The organism is Lentzea sp. NEAU-D7 (assembly GCF_026242055.1).
Classification (GTDB): Bacteria; Actinomycetota; Actinomycetes; order Mycobacteriales; family Pseudonocardiaceae; genus Lentzea.
In genome coordinates, this window is the sequence record NZ_JAPJDL010000010.1 from 98,997 (window position 1) to 114,054 (window position 15,058).

Below are 15,058 nucleotides of genomic sequence, written 5' to 3' on the forward strand. Positions count from 1 at the left end.
CGAGAGCCGCTTCCGAGCAGGCTCGACGCCATGGAAACGGTGCTCGGAGTACGAGGGGCGCGGCACCACTACGGTGCCACGCAGGCGCTGGACGGCGTTGATCTCGACGTCGGCGCGGGGGAGTGCGTGGCACTGCTCGGGCCGAACGGCGCGGGCAAGACGACGCTGGTGAACCAGGTGATCGGGCTGCTGCCCGCCCAGGCCGGTTCGGTGCGCGTGTGCGGTGGCGACCCCCGCGTCGCGTCTACCCGCCGGCGGCTCGGGGTGGTGCACCAGTCGCTCGGGTTCCCGACCACGCTGAAGGTGTCCGAGCTGGTCGTCGGAGCCGCGGTGCGCGCGGGCAGGCCCCGTGCCGCGGCCGGACCGGTGATGGCCGAGCTCGACCTGACCGAGCTGGCCGGGCGGCGCGCGGCGAAGCTCTCCGGAGGCCAGAAGCAACGGCTGCAGCTCGCCATGGCCCTGGTCGCCGATCCGGCGCTCCTGGTGCTGGACGAACCGACCGCCGGGCTGGACGTGCCCGCCCGCAGGCGGTTCTGGCGGATCCTCGCCGAACGGCGCGAGCGCGGGGCCGCCGTCCTGCTCACCACGCACCTCATCGAGGAGTCCTCGGCCGTCGCCGATCGCGTCGTCGTGCTCGACCGTGGCCGGGTGCTCGCCGAGGGCACACCGGCGGAGCTGGTCGCGCGGCTGCCCGACCGCACGGTGATCGCCCGGACGGCCCTCGGCTTGGAGCGCCTCCAAGCGCTGCCGGGTGTCGTGTCGCTGCGCGCCGACGGCGAGCACGTTCGTCTCGGCACGCGTGCGCCGGAGGCGTTGTTGCGGGTGCTGCTCGCGGAGGACTCCGGCCTGAGCGACCTGCGGGTCGAGGGTGCCGGGCTGGAAGAGGCAGTGGCGGGTCTGATCGAGAGGGGTGCGGCGTGACCGTGCACAGTTCCGGGAAGGTCTTCGGCGTGGAGCTCGCGGACGAGCTGAGGGGTGTCGTCCGCGAACCGGCCGCCCTGTTCTTCTCGATCATCATGCCGGTGGGGTTCTTCGCGCTCTTCGTGTCGCTGTTCGGGAAGTTCAGCGCCGGAGGGGTGTCCGCGGGCACCACGATGATCGCCACGTTCGGAGCGTTCGGCGTGATCTCGGTGGTGCTGATGAACCCCGGTATCGGCGTCGCGTCCGACCGGGAGCGCGGGTGGCTGCGGGCGAAGCAGGTGTCGGCGGTGCCGATCGGCGTGACGCTCGCGGCGAAGGTGGTGGCGGCACTGCCCTACGCGGCCGGGGTGCTCGTCGCGATGACGGCGACCGCGGCCGTCACCGGTTCGCTGACGGCGCCGTTGCCCGCGCTGCTGCGGCTTCTCGTCGTGCTGGTGCTCGGCTCGCTGCCGTTCGCGTTGCTGAGCCTCGCGATCGGCTTCCAGGTCGGCGCGGGCGCCGCGGCCGCCGTGCTCAACGCGATCCTCATCCCCGCGTCCGTCCTTTCCGGACTGTGGATGCCGCTGGAGATCATGCCCGCGTTCTTCGCCGACGTCGCGCGGTTCCTGCCGACCTACCACCTGTCGGAGCTCGCGCGGGCCCAGCTGACCGGGGGGCCCGTGGTCGTGCACGTGCTCGTGCTGCTGGGCTTCGCGCTGGTGGCTGCGCTGCTCGCGGCCGTGTCGTATCGTCATGCGCGGTCATGAAAAACGTCGCTGGGATCTCCCGCTGGTCGCACCTGATCTACCTCGGGAACCTGCTGTGGGCCCCGATCTTCGACCCCGCCGCGGACTGGGTGGACTGGGCGCTCGTCGCCGTCGTCACCGCGGTCTTCGTCCCGATGTACGTGCTGGCGTGGCGCCGGCCGGACCGCGTCCGCTGGTGGTGCCTCGTGCCGACGGTGGTGCTCGGCTCCCTGACGACGCCCTTCAACACCGGCGCCGCCGTGCTGTTCGTCTACGCGGCGGCGTTCGCGGGCCTCGCGGAGTCGCGCCGGGTGGCGATGCGCTGGTTCGTCGCGCTGAGCGCGTTGATCTGCCTGTTCGGCGTGGTGTCCGTGGTCGAGATGCCGTACCGGCTGTGGGGGCTGCTGCCGTCGCTGATCTTCCTGTGGCTGGTCGGCGTCCTGCAGGTCGAGTGGTCCGAACGGGACCGCGAGGCCGCCGAGCTGCGCATCCGCACCACGCGGATCGAGCACCTCGCCACCCTCGCCGAACGCGAGCGCATCGCCCGCGACCTGCACGACCTGCTCGGCCACACGCTGACCGCGATCGTCCTGCGCGCCCAGCTCGTCGCCGCCGACCCCGCACGGGCGCGGGAGGAGGCGGCGGAGATCGAACGGACGGCCCGCGCGGCGCTGGGCGAGATCCGCGACGCCGTCACCGGGTGGCGCACCGCGTCACTGGAGACCGAGCTGGAGGCGGCGCGTGCCGCGTTGTCGAGCCTCGGCGTCGAGGTGACCGTGCGCAGGGACCCCGGGCTGGTGATCGTCGGCTCGACCGAGCACGAACTGGCTCTCGCGTTGCGGGAGGCCGTCACCAACGTGGCCCGGCACGCTCGCGCCACGACGTGCCACATCGGCGTCGAGACCCGCGACGGTGAGCTGCGGCTGGTGATCGCCGACGACGGCGTCGGCGGGCACGCGCCGGAGGGCAACGGGCTGACGGGCATGCGGGAGCGGATCGCCGCACTGGGCGGACTCGTCGCGCGGACGGTCTCGGCGGGCACCACCGTCACGATCGCCGTGCCGTTGAAGGTGGCGACGTGATCAGGGTCGTGCTGGCGGAGGACCAGGCGATGGTGCGCGGCGCGTTCGCCCAGCTGCTCGACCTGCAGCCCGACGTCACGGTCGTCGCGACCGCGGGGGACGGCGACGAGGCGCTCGCGGCCGTCGCGGAACACCGGCCCGACGTGCTGCTGACCGACATCGAGATGCCCGGCCGGACGGGACTGGACGTCGCACAGGCGCTGAGCGAGCGCGGCGACCCCACCCGCGTCCTGATCATCACGACCTTCGCCCGCAGCGGATACCTGAGGCGCGCGATGGACGCCGGAGTCGCCGGGTACGTGCTGAAGGACGCGCCGATCGCGGACCTCGTCTCGGCACTGCGCCGCGTGCACGCCGGCGAACGCGTCGTCGCCGCCGAGCTCGCGATGGCCGCGTGGGACAGCGCCGATCCCCTGACACCGCGCGAACGCGAGCTGCTGCGGGAGGTCACGACGGGCGCGAGCAACGCCGACATCGCGGCCCGGCTCAACCTGGCCGAGGGGACGGTCCGCAACTACCTGTCGACCGCGATGGCGAAACTGGGCGCGCGCAACCGGTCCGAGGCGGCCGGCACCGCGCGCGAACGGGGCTGGCTCTAACCCTTGCGCCGCACCATCTCGCCGATCCACACCGGCGCGAACGGCGACGTGCAGCCCGGCGGCGTCGGGTAGTCCTTGAGGACCTCCAGGCGTTCGCCGATCTCGATCGCGCGGGCGCGCAGCGAGGGGTGCTCGATCCCGATCTGCGCCAGGCAGTGGTTCATCGCCCACTGGAGTCGTCGCGGGGCGTCCTTCATGTCCTTCTCGACGACGTCCAGGAGGCCGTCGAGGTCCAGGTCCTCCGGCTTCTTCGCCACCCGGTCGACGGTGAGCGCCCAGCCCGCGCTCGCGACCACCGGGTCCGGGTCGGAGAACCACAGCACGCGCAGTTCCTCGGCGTGCGGGCTCTTCTTGACGACGTAGTTCACGAGCCAGTCGTGCACCTTGGGGCGCCTCGCCTCGCGCAGCACGGTGTCGAGCTCGTCGCGTCCGAACGCCTTGGGCCGGCAGATCAGCAACGCCAGCAGCCGGGCCGCGGTGTCGCCCGTCGCCCACAGCTCGAGCGCGAGGTCCTGCCGGGTCTTGAGGCGCTTCGCGATCGCGCGGAGCTTGCCGAGGTTCACGCCGTGGTCGTCGCCGTGCTTCTCGTTCACAGCGCGCGCCTTCGGGTCTTCGAGCGCGGCCAGTTCGGCCATCAGCCCGGCCACCGTGTCGTCCGCCACCGCTCGCCCTCCCGTTCGCCAGCCGACAGCTTACGAGCCGGCACCCCTCAGTCGCTCAGCGCCGCGACCACCGGGCACTGGTCCCGGACGCCGTTCGCGGCGACGTCGAGCAACGCGAGCCGCACGCGGTCCAGGTCGTTGATCCGCTGCTCGATCTCGGCGACCTTGCCGGTGACCACCTCACCCACGTCGGGCGTGGTGGAGGCGGAGAGGAGCTGCTCGACCTCGGTGAGCGTGAAGCCGAGCCGAGCCGCACGGCGGATGAACCGCAAGCGCTTCAGCGCTTCCTGGTCGTAGTGGCGGTAACCGCCGTGGGACCGGGCCGTCGGGACGACGAGCCCGCGACGCTCGTAGAACCGCACGGTGCTGATGCCCACCCCGGCGGCGCGGGCCAGTTCGGATATGCGCACCACCGGAAACTACCTCCGCAGCAGCGCGCGGAGCTGGGCCGCGCCCCAGAACAGCTCGAGCACCAGGAACCCCGCCAGCGCCGGGGTGTGCCCCTGCCACAACGCCCAGGCGAACCAGAGGCTGAACAGAGCGCGCCCGGCGGTGTCGGCGGCGATCAGCAACCGTTCCGGCCGCAGCCAGCGGACGATCGACCACATCACCACGACCGTGCCGAACAGCGTGGAGAACAGGAGCGTCTGACTGCTGTGGGTCGTGCCGAGCAGGTCCAGCGCCACTGCGCCGGTCCAGGGCGTGACGAACGCGATGCTCGCCACGAAGTCGTACACCGCACCGGCTCTGCCCCAGCGGGCCACGTGATCTCGGGTCATGCCGATCACCCTGGACCCTGCACCGCGGTGCAGGGTCAAGCCCGTTTCCGGGTCCGCCAGAGGTACCCGGTCCCGAACACGACCGCGACCAGCCCCGCACCCCACAGGGTGAGGGACACGAGACCGGGATGGTCGTGCCGCTCCTCGGCCCGGTAGACGGTCCCGGGCTCGCCGATGTCGTACGCGCGCACGGTGCCGCCCCGGCCGGGGGCCGCCTCCAGCCTGCCGTCCAGCCGGACGTCCTCCCGGACCACCTCGCCGTCGTCGCTCGTGAAGGTGCCGTGCGGGCTGGAACAGCCGGTGCGCTTGCCGCAGTGGAAGCCCTCACCGATCACGTAGCCGCCGGACGTGCCGAGGTCGAGCGCGAACCTGGCCCCCAGCCACGCCCCCTGCGCGCAGAAGAGGACGAGCAGGAATCCGGCGACGACCGATGCGCCGATCACGCCCCGGTGGGAATCGTCCACTTCCCACCCCCTGTCACCACTAACGTTGGCAGCGGAGCGTTCGTTGAGCCGAGGGAGGCGCGTGACCGGCCAGATCGTCCGTCACGCCGGCCGCATCGAGGCCGTGCGGGTGCGGTTCGCGGCCGTGCACAAGGCCAGCGCGGTCGTCGTCGGCGACGAGACCGTGTACGGGCGGCTGTGCCGGTGGATCATCCACGCCGTGCTGGAGAAGCACGCCCGGCAGGACGAGCTGGTCTCCTACGTCGAGGAGAACCTGCGCCTGATCGTGGCCGGGCTGTACGACCTCTACGGCGTGCGGGCACCTGGTCCCGACCTCGTGCGCGAGGCCGCCGTGCCCTCGCTGGTCGAGCCGGTCGAGGACTCGGCGCGGGCGGCGATGGAGCGGATCGGGCCGTTGCGGGACGTGCTCGACGACCTCACCGGCCTACCGGACGTCATCGCCGCGCACGCGATGACCTGGTACAACATCGCGGCCGAACAGCAGGACATGGCCGACGAGCTCGAGGACCTCCTGGAGCAGGACACCCCGCGGTGGACCGGCGCCGAGGAGCACGTGCGGCTGATGGGCCACAACATCGAGGCGATCCGGGGGCTGAGCTCGGTGTCGGCGGCGTTCGGGGAGATCACCGAGAGCGTCGGGGTGCTGGTCGCGCAGACCCGGCGGCTCGTGCGGGAGCTGGTGATCAGCCTGGCCGTGGCACCGACGGACGCGACGCTGTGGCGGCTGGCCTGCCGGATCGCGGTGTACGGGGTGGCGCTGGAGGCCACCCTCACGCACCTGGAGGACCGGCTCAGCGGCTAGACCGCGCTCCGGCGGGCACGGCGGCGGGCGAGCTGCGGCAGGAACCACATGTAGACGCCCGTTCCCATCAGGACGAACAGCGGCAGCAGCGGCACGTACGACACCCACACGACGGAGCTGTCGACGGTCAGGGCGACCGCCGTGAACACGACGGTGGCCATGAAGACCATGCTCACCACGCGGTGGAACTGACGGATTCCCTTGCTGCTGGCCATTTCTCGGTCCTCCCGGTCGTTGTTGGGTCCAACGGTAGGAGCGGAGGCTCAGCCGTGCTTCTCGATTCCTGACCGGACGATCGCGCGGGCCTCCTCCGGCGTCAGATTGCCCGTCAGGGTCAGGTGCGCGAGTCCCAGCGCCAACGCGAGCAGCTCCTTCGCCGCCGGACCGATCAGCACGGTCAGCAGGTCGACCAGCTCGTCGTAGCCCCGGCGGAGTTGCACGACCAGGTCCGGGTTCGTCAGGGCGTGCGTCTCGAACGCCTGCGCGACGCGGAACTGACGGCGTTCCTCCTCGGTCCCGGGGATCAGTTCCGTCAGCAGCGCCTCGGCGGGGGACGACTCGGCGAGGCGAGCCTGGACGCGGGCGGTGCCGAGGTCGTTGATCGCGGTGAACGCCGCCGTGAGCAGGTCGTCCTTGCTGGGGAAGTAGTGCTGGACGCGGCCCACGGACACACCGGCGCGTTCGGCGACGCGGCGGATGCTGACCTGGTGGGCGCCCTCGGTGTCGATGATCTCGAACACCGCTTCCAGGATCGCGCCGCGCCGTTCGTCATGGGCGGCACCCCTGCCTCGTACTGGCTTCACTCGGCTCCTCTTTTCGAGACGTTCGCATTGATTTGACCACGAGACGGGACCGCGCTATCGTTTCGGGAGTCAAACCAATACGTAAGTATTGATCTGAGGGGGAGTAGTGGTGGAGCTGATCGCGCTGGTCCTGCTGGTGCAGGGCGGCGGCGGGTTGATCAACAACCTGGCCGGTGGGTCGAGGAGCTGGTTCGCGCTGAACTACGTGGAGATGCCGGACGCGCTGCGCGTCACGGCGTACGCGGTGATGGTCCTGCTGGGACTGGTGCTGGTGGTCCGGAGGTTCGGCTGGGACTGGCTCAGGGGCTAGTACCCTCGGGCGCCATGCGGTTCCAGCCCTTGGCGCTGGACTCGGAGGGGTGGCCGGCGCCGCCGCGGGGCGTGGCGGAAAATCTCCTGGCGCGAGATGTCGATTGCGGCGTCTCCCGTTCGACGCACTGATGACAGCAAGCGCGAACACCGAGGAGAACCAGATGCGCACCCTGATCGCCACCGCTTTCGTCTCCCTCGACGGCGTCGTCGAGGCACCGGGTGGCGAACCCGGTCACCGCAGCTCCGGATGGACCTTCCAGGACATCGAGTTCGACGAGGCCGCCTACGAGATCAAGGGCAGGGAGCAGGACGAGGCCGCGGCGATGATGATGGGCCGGGTCAGCTACGAGGCGTTCTCCCCGGTGTGGCCGACGCTCGACTACTTCCCGAAGTACAACGTGATGCCGAAGTTCGTCGTGTCCAGCACGCTGAAGGACGACCAGTTGGTCGACAACTGGGGCGACATCACGATCCTGCGCTCGCTGGACGACGTGGCCGCGCTGAAGGAGACCGAGGGCGGGCCGATCTCCGTCCACGGCAGCGCGACGCTCAACCGCAACCTCTCCGACGCGGGCCTGATCGACCGCTACCACCTGCTGGTGTTCCCGGTGCTGCTCGGCGCGGGCAAGCGGCTGTTCAGCGAGACCGACAAGGCCAAGCAGGTGCTGAAGCTCGTGGAGAGCGAGTCGTACTCGAACGGCATCCAGAAGCTGGTCTACGACGTCGTGCGGTGACGCACCAGTTCGGACAGGCGGATCCACGCCGGCGAGTAGTCCTGCACGTGCGCCCCGAGCAGTGACTTCTCGTCGGCGGACAGCACCTCGTGCACGGTCTGCGCCGCCTCCTGCCGCAGCCGTGCCGCCATGACGTCGGCCAGACCGTCGAGGCGCGGATCGGCGGGGTCCCAGTCGTGGGCCTGGTCGTAGGTGACGTAGAACTGGCGGAAGTCCGGATCCGCCAGCTGCTCCCGCTTCTGCGCGATCCACATCAGCGCCCGGTCCGGGTAGGCGGCCGCGAGCACGATCCAGCCGTCGCGCTCGAAGCGCACACCGCGTTCGCTGACGCCCAGAACCCGCAGCTGGTCCAGGTAGTCCGTGATCTCGGCGGGCAGGAACATCCGGTCGCCCGCCCGGAGCGCGGCGACACCGGCCCTGCGCTGCTCCAGCTCCTCGATCTGCCGCGTCAGGCCCTGGCCGATCTCCTCGACGGCCGCGGCGAACTGCTCGGGCGTCGCCCTGATCAGCTCGTGCACGCGGGTCAGCGGCACGCCCGCCGCCGTCAGGGTCCTGATGCGGATCAGGTCGACCACGGCCTGCGCGGGGTAGCGCCGGTAGCCCGACGCGTCGCGTTCGGGTTCGGGGAGCAGACCGGTCTGGTGGTAGTGGCGCACCGCTCGCACCGTGACCCCGACGTACCCGGCGAGCCGCTTGATCGTCAGCACCCCGTCATTGTGGGGCTTGACCTTGACGGTGCGTCAGCCTTCGAGCATTGCCGTCATGTTCACGAACTGGCACCGCCCGCTCCTGGTCAACACCGCGCTCATGCTCGGACTCGCGCTGGTCGCCGCGTTCGGGGTCCTGCTCGACGACCGCGAACTGCTCGGTGAGCCGGTCTGGCTGAAACCGCTGAAGTTCGGCCTCGCGTTCGCCCTCTACTCCGGCACGCTCTCGTGGCTGCTGAGCACGTTCACGAGAGCGCGCAGGTTCGGCTCGTGGATGGGGACGGCGTTCGCGATCGCCGCGTTCGCCGAGGTCGCGGCGATCACCGTGCAGGCGGCCCGTGGCACGTTCAGCCACTTCAACACCTCGACCGACTCGATCACCCTGCTCGCCACGCAGGTCTTCACCAACGGCGTGGCGGTGCTGTTCCTCGTGCAGCTGGCGATCGTGGCGCTGGCGCTGTTGCAACGGGACGGCGACCGCGGGCTGAAGCGCGCCGTGCGCGCCGGTCTCGCGATGGCGACGTTCGGCATGGTCGTGCCGGTGTACTTCCTGGCCACCGAGGTCCACCAGCGCACGGTCGTCGACGCCAACGGCAGGGAGATCGTGCTGTACCAGGGACACGGCGTCGGCGAGGCCGGCGACTTCCGGGTGCCCCACTTCGTCGGGCTGCACGCGGTCCAGGTGCTGTTGCTGGTGTTCTTCGCACTGCGGAGGACGGACGAGACCAGGCGAGCGCGGCTGATCACCGTCGCCGCGCTCGGCTACACCGGACTGCTGGCCTTCGTCACGTGGCAGGCGGCCAGCGGCCAGGCCCTGTTCCCGTGGTGATCAGGTGCACTCCCGCACGGCGGCCACGACCCCGGCGAACGAGTCGACCAGCCAGGTCGGCTCGGCGCTGAGCAGCTGGTCGACGCCGTGCACGCCGTAGGTCACGGCGATGGACGCCATGCCGGCTCCGTGCGCCATGTTGATGTCGTGGGTGGTGTCCCCGACCATGACCGCGTTGCGCGGGGACACCCCGAGCCTGCGCAGCACGAGCAGGCCGGACTCCGGATCGGGCTTGGGCCTCGAGACCTGGTCCGCGCCGACGACGACGGAGAACTCCTCGCGCAGACCGGCCGCGGTGAGCAGCGCCTCGGCGTTCCCGATGTACTTGCTCGTGGCGACGGCGAGCCGGAAACCGTCGTCCCGCAACGACTGCAGCCCGTCGTACACGCCGGGGAACACCAGCTGCGTCGCCATCGGCAGCACGATCTTGCGGAACGTCGCCTGGTAGAGCTCGACGCAGGCGGTGACGACCGGCTCGTCCTCGGACGTCCCGAGCACCTTCGCGAACGCGGCGGGCAGCGGGAGCCCGATCGTGGCGCGGATGGTCTGGGAGTCCGCCGTGCGCAGATCGAGCTGGGCGAACACCGCGGCGAACGTCGTGACGATGCCGCGCGGGGAGTCGACGAGCGTGCCGTCGAGGTCGAAGATCGCGCACCGGTTCATGAAGGGAACTCCTTCGCGTGGGCGGCGGCGAGTTCCCCCGCGACTTCGGCGGTGCTGACCATCACCGCCGTGGTCGCCTTCACGGACTCGATCTCGTCGTCGTCGATCGCGTCCGCGGGCTTCGTCGGTGTGGTCACGAGGAACGAGCCGGGGTTGCCGAGTGCCCAGTGGCTCTCGATCGCACGGGCCATCACCCGCGGATCGTCGACGCGGTGCGGACTGGGCAGACCGGAGGTCCCGAAGTAGAACGCGGGGAAGTCGTCCGACCGGTAGGCGACGACCGGAACGCAGTGCGTTTCCAGGAACTCCAGCGTGAGCCCGAGGTCGAGGGTGGGGCGGGCTCCCGCGCAGACCACCGCGACCTGGGAACGGGTGAGTTGCACGAGGTCGGGGGACAGCCGCCGGGCACCGGGGTGCACGCCGCCGATCTCCGCGCTGGACAGGAACTTCAGCTTCGCGAGCCCGGCCGCGGCCATCGCCGCCGAGACCGCCGTGGTCCCGGTCGTCCCGCGGGCCAGGACGACCGGCAGGTCCCGGTTGTCCAGGACGGGAATCCCTGGTGTGGCGGCGAACCTCTCGATGTCGGTCTCGGAGAGTCCGACGAGGATCCGGCCCTTGTCGACGCCGATCGTGGCGGGGACCGACCCGCTCGCGCGCACCGCGTCCTCGACCAGACGCGCGGTCTCGGCGTGGTCCCGTCCGGACCTGAGCACGCCCGACGCCAGCGCTACGACGGGCTGGCCCGCCGTGATCGCCTCGGCCACTTCCTCGCTGTACACCAGGGGAATGCGCATCGGCACCTCAGTAGCTCGGGGTCTTGCGCAGGAGGTGGTTCCGTTCCACGATCTCCGGCGCGTAGACCTGGTCCTGCCACGCCCGCTGCTCGACCGGTTCCAGGGCGATCGACACGACGCCCTCGGCACAGCCGAAGGCCCGGGTCACCGCCTCGGTGATGGCCGAGACCAGCTCGGACGCCTGCTCGTCGTTGAGCGGTGCAGGGAAGTGCTTGATGTTCACGTGCGGCATCCGAGCCTCCTCACGACCGGCCTCCCGCGATGGCGAGGGTGACGGCCTTGGTGACGGCCGCGATCAGCTCGGCCATCTGCTCGTCGGACAGCAGCACCGGCACCCGCGCGACCTCGTCCTGCACGGTCGTGGTCTGCCGCATGGACGCCAGCAGCTCGTCGATGTCGGGCTCGCGCAGCAGGCTGTAGTGGTCCGCCTCCAGCTCGACCACCACCGGGTCGGTGACCGAGAAGCCCTCGCTGCCCTCGATGAACGAGTAGTCGTCGCCCTGGGCCTTGAAGATGGTGAGCGGCGCGGTGATCGTGCGCTCGGCCAGCTCGCCGAAGGTGTACTTGAAGGAGAACGTCTCGGTGACGATCCTGATGATCCGCCGCACGAGCTCGCTGTCGAGGTCGCGGAACTCGCCGCTGACGAACGCCGCGAAGCTGTCCTCGTCCCGCGCGACCTCCAGGCACCGGGCGAGGCGGGCGTCGGTGATGCTGCCCGCGAACACCGAGAAGAGGATCGTCACGAACGCGCTGTTGTCGTAGGAGGCCTCGTCGCTGTCCCGTTCCGAGCGCACCTTCGGCGATCCCGGCGCGATCAGGAACAGGTTCTCGACCTCCTCGCCCGCCTGCTCGAGCTGGTAGGCCGTCTCGAACGCGACCCGCGCGCCGAAGGAGTAGCCCCACAACGTGTACGGGCCCTCCGGCTGGACCTTCTTGATCGCCTCGATGTCGGCGGCGGCCATCTCGCGGATCGTGCCGTACGGCGTCTCACCCTCGTTGATGCCGTTCGCCTGCACGCCGTAGAACGGGCGCTCCGAACGACTTGCGAGCGTGCGCAGGTTCATCGGGTAGCCGCCGAGGCCCGGCCAGCAGAAGACGGGAGCGCCGTCACCGTTGGGCTGCAACGGGACCAGCCGCGAGATCGGTCCCTCGTGCAGGCCGTCGACGCGCCGGGAGAGCTGCTCGACGGTGGGCGACTCGAAGAGCACCTGCAGCGGCAGGCTGGTGCCGAAGTCCTTGTTGATGCGGTTCACGAGGCCGACCGCGATCAGCGAGTTGCCGCCGGTCTCGAAGAAGTCGTCGTGCGTCGAGACCGTCTCGCGCTTCATCAGCTTCTTCCACATCTCGCTGATGCGGCGCTCGGTGGTGGTGCGCGGCGCGACGAACGGCCGGTCCTGGTCGTCGACGTTGGTCTTGTCCGACATCTCCAGGGCCCTGACGTCGATCTTGCCGTTCGCGGTGACCGGCAGCGCGTCGAGGACCACGACCTTGTTCGGGATCATGTAGTCCGGCAGGAAGTTGACCAGGTCGTCGCGGATCAGCTCGGCCGGGCCCTTCATGTGGACGACGTCCTCCTTCATGCCGGGGCTGCGGCGCTGGTCGTAGGAGACCTTGCCGCCCAGGAAGAAGTACGACGGGCCGTCCTGCTCACCGGCGGCCTTCAGGATGTCGCAGATGCGCTTGGCCGACGGGAGGTCGTTGTTCGACTTCGAGCTGTAGCCCGAGGACATGAAGCCGAGGTCGACGTCGTTGGCGGACAACCGGTGCATGGTCCGGCCGAGGTCGATGTAGCGCCGCCACAGCTCGGTGGACCGGCCGATCGCGCTGACGCCGAAGCTCGCGCGCTCGTACACCGCCTGGTTGATCGCGATGACGTGCTTGCGCAGCACCAGTTCGTCGGACACCCGCTCGAACTCGCCGCCGGCGTAGCGGTACTGACCACCGGGCAGGTTCGCGACGCGGCCGGGGTGCGTCTGGACGTAGATGTCGACCTCGTCCTCGCGGACGCCGGTGTAGGCGCACAGCTCGAACGTGCCGAGGTAGTAGTCCTCGCTGGCGACGTCGAGCAGGTCCTTGGTCTCCGGCGTGTACGCGGACGCCTTGATGTCGAGGCCGTAGCCGGGCAGGACCTCCTCGAAGAGCCCGACCATGTGGCCCGTCTCGATCTCCAGGACCTCCTGGATGTTGTTGAGGTACACCGCCTCGATCGCGGCCTTGTGCCCGATGAAGTGCAGCTTCGCCTGCACCTCGAAGCTCTCCTCGAGCGGCCTGATCAGCACGAGCTGGTGGCGCAGCGGGTGGTAGTAGTACAACCCGGCCGGCAGCCCCGCGACGTGGTGCAGTTCCAGGTGGAGCTGGGTCGCGTAGAGCGAACCCGGTGACGCGTAGCCGTACTTCGGCAGCAGCCGCTGGTCGCTGAAGTGCGCGCCGAAGTAGCGCAGGATCTCGCCCAGCTCGGACACGTGGACGGACTTCGGGTCCTTGGAGCCGGCACCGATCGGCTTGCGTTCCAGCAACCGCGCCAGGTCGGCGTCGGTGACCTGGCCGCCCTCGTAGAAGCGGTAGGACTTGCGCGAGAAGACGACCTTGCGCTGCAGGCACGAGGCTTCCTCGCCGGGCAGCTCGAAGCTCTGCCGGCCGGCGAGGTCGTCGCGCACGCCGGGGTTCGACAGCTGCGCGCGCACCTGCAGGCGGCTGGACTTCGACTGGTGGTGCGACCCCGCGTTGCCCTGGTCCATCAGGGCGGCTTCCTTGGGGTTCAGCTCGACGCACGCGATGAGGTTCTGGAACCCGGTGCGCTCGTCCTCCTTGACGATCACGGCCGCGTTGCGCACCCAGTCGTGCGTCTCGATCGCGAGCCGGATCTCGTCCAGTTCGACCCGGTAGCCGCGCAGCTTGACCTGGCTGTCCGCGCGACCGGCGAACTGCACCGTGCCGTCGAGGTTCTGCGTCACGAGGTCGCCGGTGCGGAACATGCCGTCCACGAACCGTTCCGCGGTCAGCTCCGGCTGGTGCAGGTAGCCGCGGGCGACCTGGATGCCGCCGATGTGGAGCTCGCCGATCTCGCCGGGCGTGACCATGTCGCGGTTGTCGTCGAGCACCAGGTACGTCGTGTTCGCGACGGGCAGGCCGATCGAGATGGACTTCGGGGCCTCGGCGAGCCCGGCGGGGTCGACCACGAACGACGACGAGTTGATCGTCGTCTCCGTCGGCCCGTAGAGGTTGATGAGGCTCACGTTCGGCATGTCCGCGAAGAACGCCTGGGCCAGCGTGCGGGACAACGCCTCGCCGCCGCTGAAGACCTGCCTCAGCGAGGTGACGGTGTGGAACTCCTCGGTGTCGATCAGCGCCTGGAGCAGCGTAGGCACGCACTGCAGCGTGGTGACCCCCTGCTCGCGCATGGTCTCGATCAGCATCTCGGGGTCGCGGTAGATGCCGGGACGGCCCATCACCACGGTGCTGCCGACCGCGGGGGCGAGGATCTCCCACTGCGCGGCGTCGAAGCTCATCGGGGTCTTCTGCACCACGCGCTTCGTGCCGTCGATGGCGTGCGCGTCGTGCAACCACAGCATCTGGTTGACGATGCTGCGGTGCTCGATCATCACGCCCTTGGGCCGGCCGGTGCTGCCGGAGGTGTAGATGATGTACGCGAGGCTGTCGTGGGCGGGGGAGAAGCCGTCGTCGAACGCCTCGTCGCAGTCGTCGAGCGTGACGATCCTCGTGGTGGCGGGCGCCAGTTCGGCCAGGCGCTGCTTCAGCGCGGGCTGCGTCACGACGACCTTCGTGCGCGAGTCCTCGATCATGTACCGGAGCCGCTCCTCGGGGTACTCCGGGCTCAGCGGCAGGTAGGCGCCACCGGCGCAGAGGATTCCCCACGCCCCGACCACGAGGTCCAGTGAGGGCTCGACGAACATGCCGACGCAGTCGTCCTCGCTGATGCCGAGCCGCCGCAGGTGCGTGGCCAGCGCGGAGCTCTGCTCGAAGAGTTCGCCGTAGGTGATGCTCTGTTCACCGAAGACGACGGCCGTGCGATCAGGGTGTTCCTCGACCTGCTTGCGCAGCAGGTCGGGAAGGCAGCCGCCGTCCACTTCAGCTTCGTGCGACATCTCAGAAATCCCCCAAGCGGTCAGCAGGCGCGAGTCGTTGCGAGCACGTTCTTGGTTAGTTGAAGAACGTATGAGT

19 protein-coding genes are annotated in these 15,058 nt (G+C 70.0%); 8 read left to right on the forward strand and 11 right to left on the reverse strand.

The window, feature by feature from the left end; all coding sequences use genetic code 11:
* Nucleotides 1–30 precede the first annotated feature (30 nt).
* Genes ORI60_RS21375 through ORI60_RS21390 form a run of 4 tightly spaced genes read left to right on the forward strand, consistent with a single transcriptional unit; the run spans nucleotide 31 to nucleotide 3,327 of the window.
* A complete protein-coding gene (locus tag ORI60_RS21375; protein ID WP_266039535.1) occupies nucleotides 31–921 on the forward strand; it encodes an ABC transporter ATP-binding protein in 891 nt (296 codons plus the stop codon).
* Nucleotides 918–1,667, forward strand: coding sequence for an ABC transporter permease (locus tag ORI60_RS21380; protein ID WP_266039536.1), 750 nt, complete (start codon nucleotides 918–920; stop codon nucleotides 1,665–1,667). The genes ORI60_RS21375 and ORI60_RS21380 overlap by 4 nt, the downstream gene beginning before the upstream one ends.
* Entirely contained in the window at nucleotides 1,664–2,728 is a 1,065-nt protein-coding gene (locus ORI60_RS21385; RefSeq protein ID WP_266039537.1) for a sensor histidine kinase, read from the forward strand. Before ORI60_RS21380 ends, ORI60_RS21385 begins: the two co-directional genes overlap by 4 nt.
* Complete coding sequence (locus ORI60_RS21390; RefSeq protein WP_266039538.1) at nucleotides 2,725–3,327, forward strand: response regulator transcription factor; 603 nt, start codon at nucleotides 2,725–2,727, stop codon at nucleotides 3,325–3,327. The genes ORI60_RS21385 and ORI60_RS21390 overlap by 4 nt, the downstream gene beginning before the upstream one ends.
* On the opposite strand, the gene ORI60_RS21395 is transcribed toward ORI60_RS21390, so the two are convergent.
* The 4 genes from ORI60_RS21395 to ORI60_RS21410 all read right to left on the reverse strand — a co-directional run bounded on the left by ORI60_RS21395 (nucleotide 3,324) and on the right by ORI60_RS21410 (nucleotide 5,232).
* Nucleotides 3,324–3,962, reverse strand: coding sequence for a DNA alkylation repair protein (locus ORI60_RS21395; protein WP_266039788.1), 639 nt, complete (start codon nucleotides 3,960–3,962; stop codon nucleotides 3,324–3,326). The genes ORI60_RS21390 and ORI60_RS21395 overlap by 4 nt on opposite strands.
* Nucleotides 3,963–4,036: 74 nt before the next feature.
* Nucleotides 4,037–4,399 (reverse strand): MerR family transcriptional regulator, encoded by a 363-nt coding sequence (locus tag ORI60_RS21400; RefSeq protein WP_266039539.1) that lies wholly within the window; start codon nucleotides 4,397–4,399, stop codon nucleotides 4,037–4,039.
* Between the two features lie 9 nt (nucleotides 4,400–4,408).
* The gene (locus tag ORI60_RS21405) at nucleotides 4,409–4,768 is read right to left on the reverse strand and encodes a hypothetical protein (protein ID WP_266039540.1); all 360 of its coding nucleotides are present in this window, start codon (nucleotides 4,766–4,768) and stop codon (nucleotides 4,409–4,411) included.
* A 35-nt stretch (nucleotides 4,769–4,803) separates the two neighbouring features.
* On the reverse strand, nucleotides 4,804–5,232 hold the full coding sequence (locus tag ORI60_RS21410; RefSeq protein WP_266039541.1) for a hypothetical protein: 429 nt from the start codon (nucleotides 5,230–5,232) through the stop codon (nucleotides 4,804–4,806).
* Between the two features lie 61 nt (nucleotides 5,233–5,293).
* Here ORI60_RS21410 and ORI60_RS21415 point away from each other — a divergent pair, with 61 nt between their 5' ends.
* Complete coding sequence (locus ORI60_RS21415; RefSeq protein WP_266039542.1) at nucleotides 5,294–6,034, forward strand: hypothetical protein; 741 nt, start codon at nucleotides 5,294–5,296, stop codon at nucleotides 6,032–6,034.
* Here ORI60_RS21415 and ORI60_RS21420 read toward each other — a convergent pair.
* Both ORI60_RS21420 and ORI60_RS21425 read right to left on the reverse strand, forming a co-directional pair.
* On the reverse strand, nucleotides 6,031–6,249 hold the full coding sequence (locus ORI60_RS21420; protein ID WP_266039543.1) for a hypothetical protein: 219 nt from the start codon (nucleotides 6,247–6,249) through the stop codon (nucleotides 6,031–6,033). The two genes, ORI60_RS21415 and ORI60_RS21420, sit on opposite strands and share 4 nt — an antisense overlap.
* Before the next feature lie 48 nt (nucleotides 6,250–6,297).
* A complete protein-coding gene (locus ORI60_RS21425) occupies nucleotides 6,298–6,837 on the reverse strand; it encodes a TetR/AcrR family transcriptional regulator (RefSeq protein ID WP_266039544.1) in 540 nt (179 codons plus the stop codon).
* 109 nt (nucleotides 6,838–6,946) lie between these two features.
* Between ORI60_RS21425 and ORI60_RS21430 the strand changes: the two genes are divergently transcribed.
* Complete coding sequence (locus tag ORI60_RS21430; RefSeq protein WP_266039545.1) at nucleotides 6,947–7,147, forward strand: hypothetical protein; 201 nt, start codon at nucleotides 6,947–6,949, stop codon at nucleotides 7,145–7,147.
* A 163-nt stretch (nucleotides 7,148–7,310) separates the two neighbouring features.
* Entirely contained in the window at nucleotides 7,311–7,883 is a 573-nt protein-coding gene (locus tag ORI60_RS21435) for a dihydrofolate reductase family protein (RefSeq protein ID WP_266039546.1), read from the forward strand.
* Here ORI60_RS21435 and ORI60_RS21440 read toward each other — a convergent pair.
* Nucleotides 7,865–8,590: a MerR family transcriptional regulator gene (locus ORI60_RS21440; protein ID WP_266039548.1), complete on the reverse strand. Its 726-nt coding sequence runs from the start codon at nucleotides 8,588–8,590 to the stop codon at nucleotides 7,865–7,867. The two genes, ORI60_RS21435 and ORI60_RS21440, sit on opposite strands and share 19 nt — an antisense overlap.
* A 55-nt stretch (nucleotides 8,591–8,645) precedes the next feature.
* Between ORI60_RS21440 and ORI60_RS21445 the strand changes: the two genes are divergently transcribed.
* Nucleotides 8,646–9,419, forward strand: coding sequence for a hypothetical protein (locus tag ORI60_RS21445; RefSeq protein WP_266039550.1), 774 nt, complete (start codon nucleotides 8,646–8,648; stop codon nucleotides 9,417–9,419).
* Here the strand turns inward: ORI60_RS21445 and ORI60_RS21450 are convergent, their stop codons facing one another.
* The 4 genes from ORI60_RS21450 to ORI60_RS21465 are packed head-to-tail and all read right to left on the reverse strand — an operon-like array spanning nucleotide 9,420 to nucleotide 14,982.
* Nucleotides 9,420–10,082, reverse strand: a complete 663-nt coding sequence (locus ORI60_RS21450) for an HAD family hydrolase (protein ID WP_266039551.1) — start codon at nucleotides 10,080–10,082, stop codon at nucleotides 9,420–9,422.
* The gene (locus ORI60_RS21455; RefSeq protein WP_266039552.1) at nucleotides 10,079–10,876 is read right to left on the reverse strand and encodes a pseudouridine-5'-phosphate glycosidase; all 798 of its coding nucleotides are present in this window, start codon (nucleotides 10,874–10,876) and stop codon (nucleotides 10,079–10,081) included. Before ORI60_RS21455 ends, ORI60_RS21450 begins: the two co-directional genes overlap by 4 nt.
* 7 nt (nucleotides 10,877–10,883) lie before the next feature.
* Nucleotides 10,884–11,108, reverse strand: coding sequence for a tautomerase family protein (locus tag ORI60_RS21460; RefSeq protein WP_266039553.1), 225 nt, complete (start codon nucleotides 11,106–11,108; stop codon nucleotides 10,884–10,886).
* Between the two features lie 10 nt (nucleotides 11,109–11,118).
* Complete coding sequence (locus tag ORI60_RS21465; RefSeq protein WP_266039554.1) at nucleotides 11,119–14,982, reverse strand: amino acid adenylation domain-containing protein; 3,864 nt, start codon at nucleotides 14,980–14,982, stop codon at nucleotides 11,119–11,121.
* Nucleotides 14,983–15,058 lie beyond the last annotated feature (76 nt).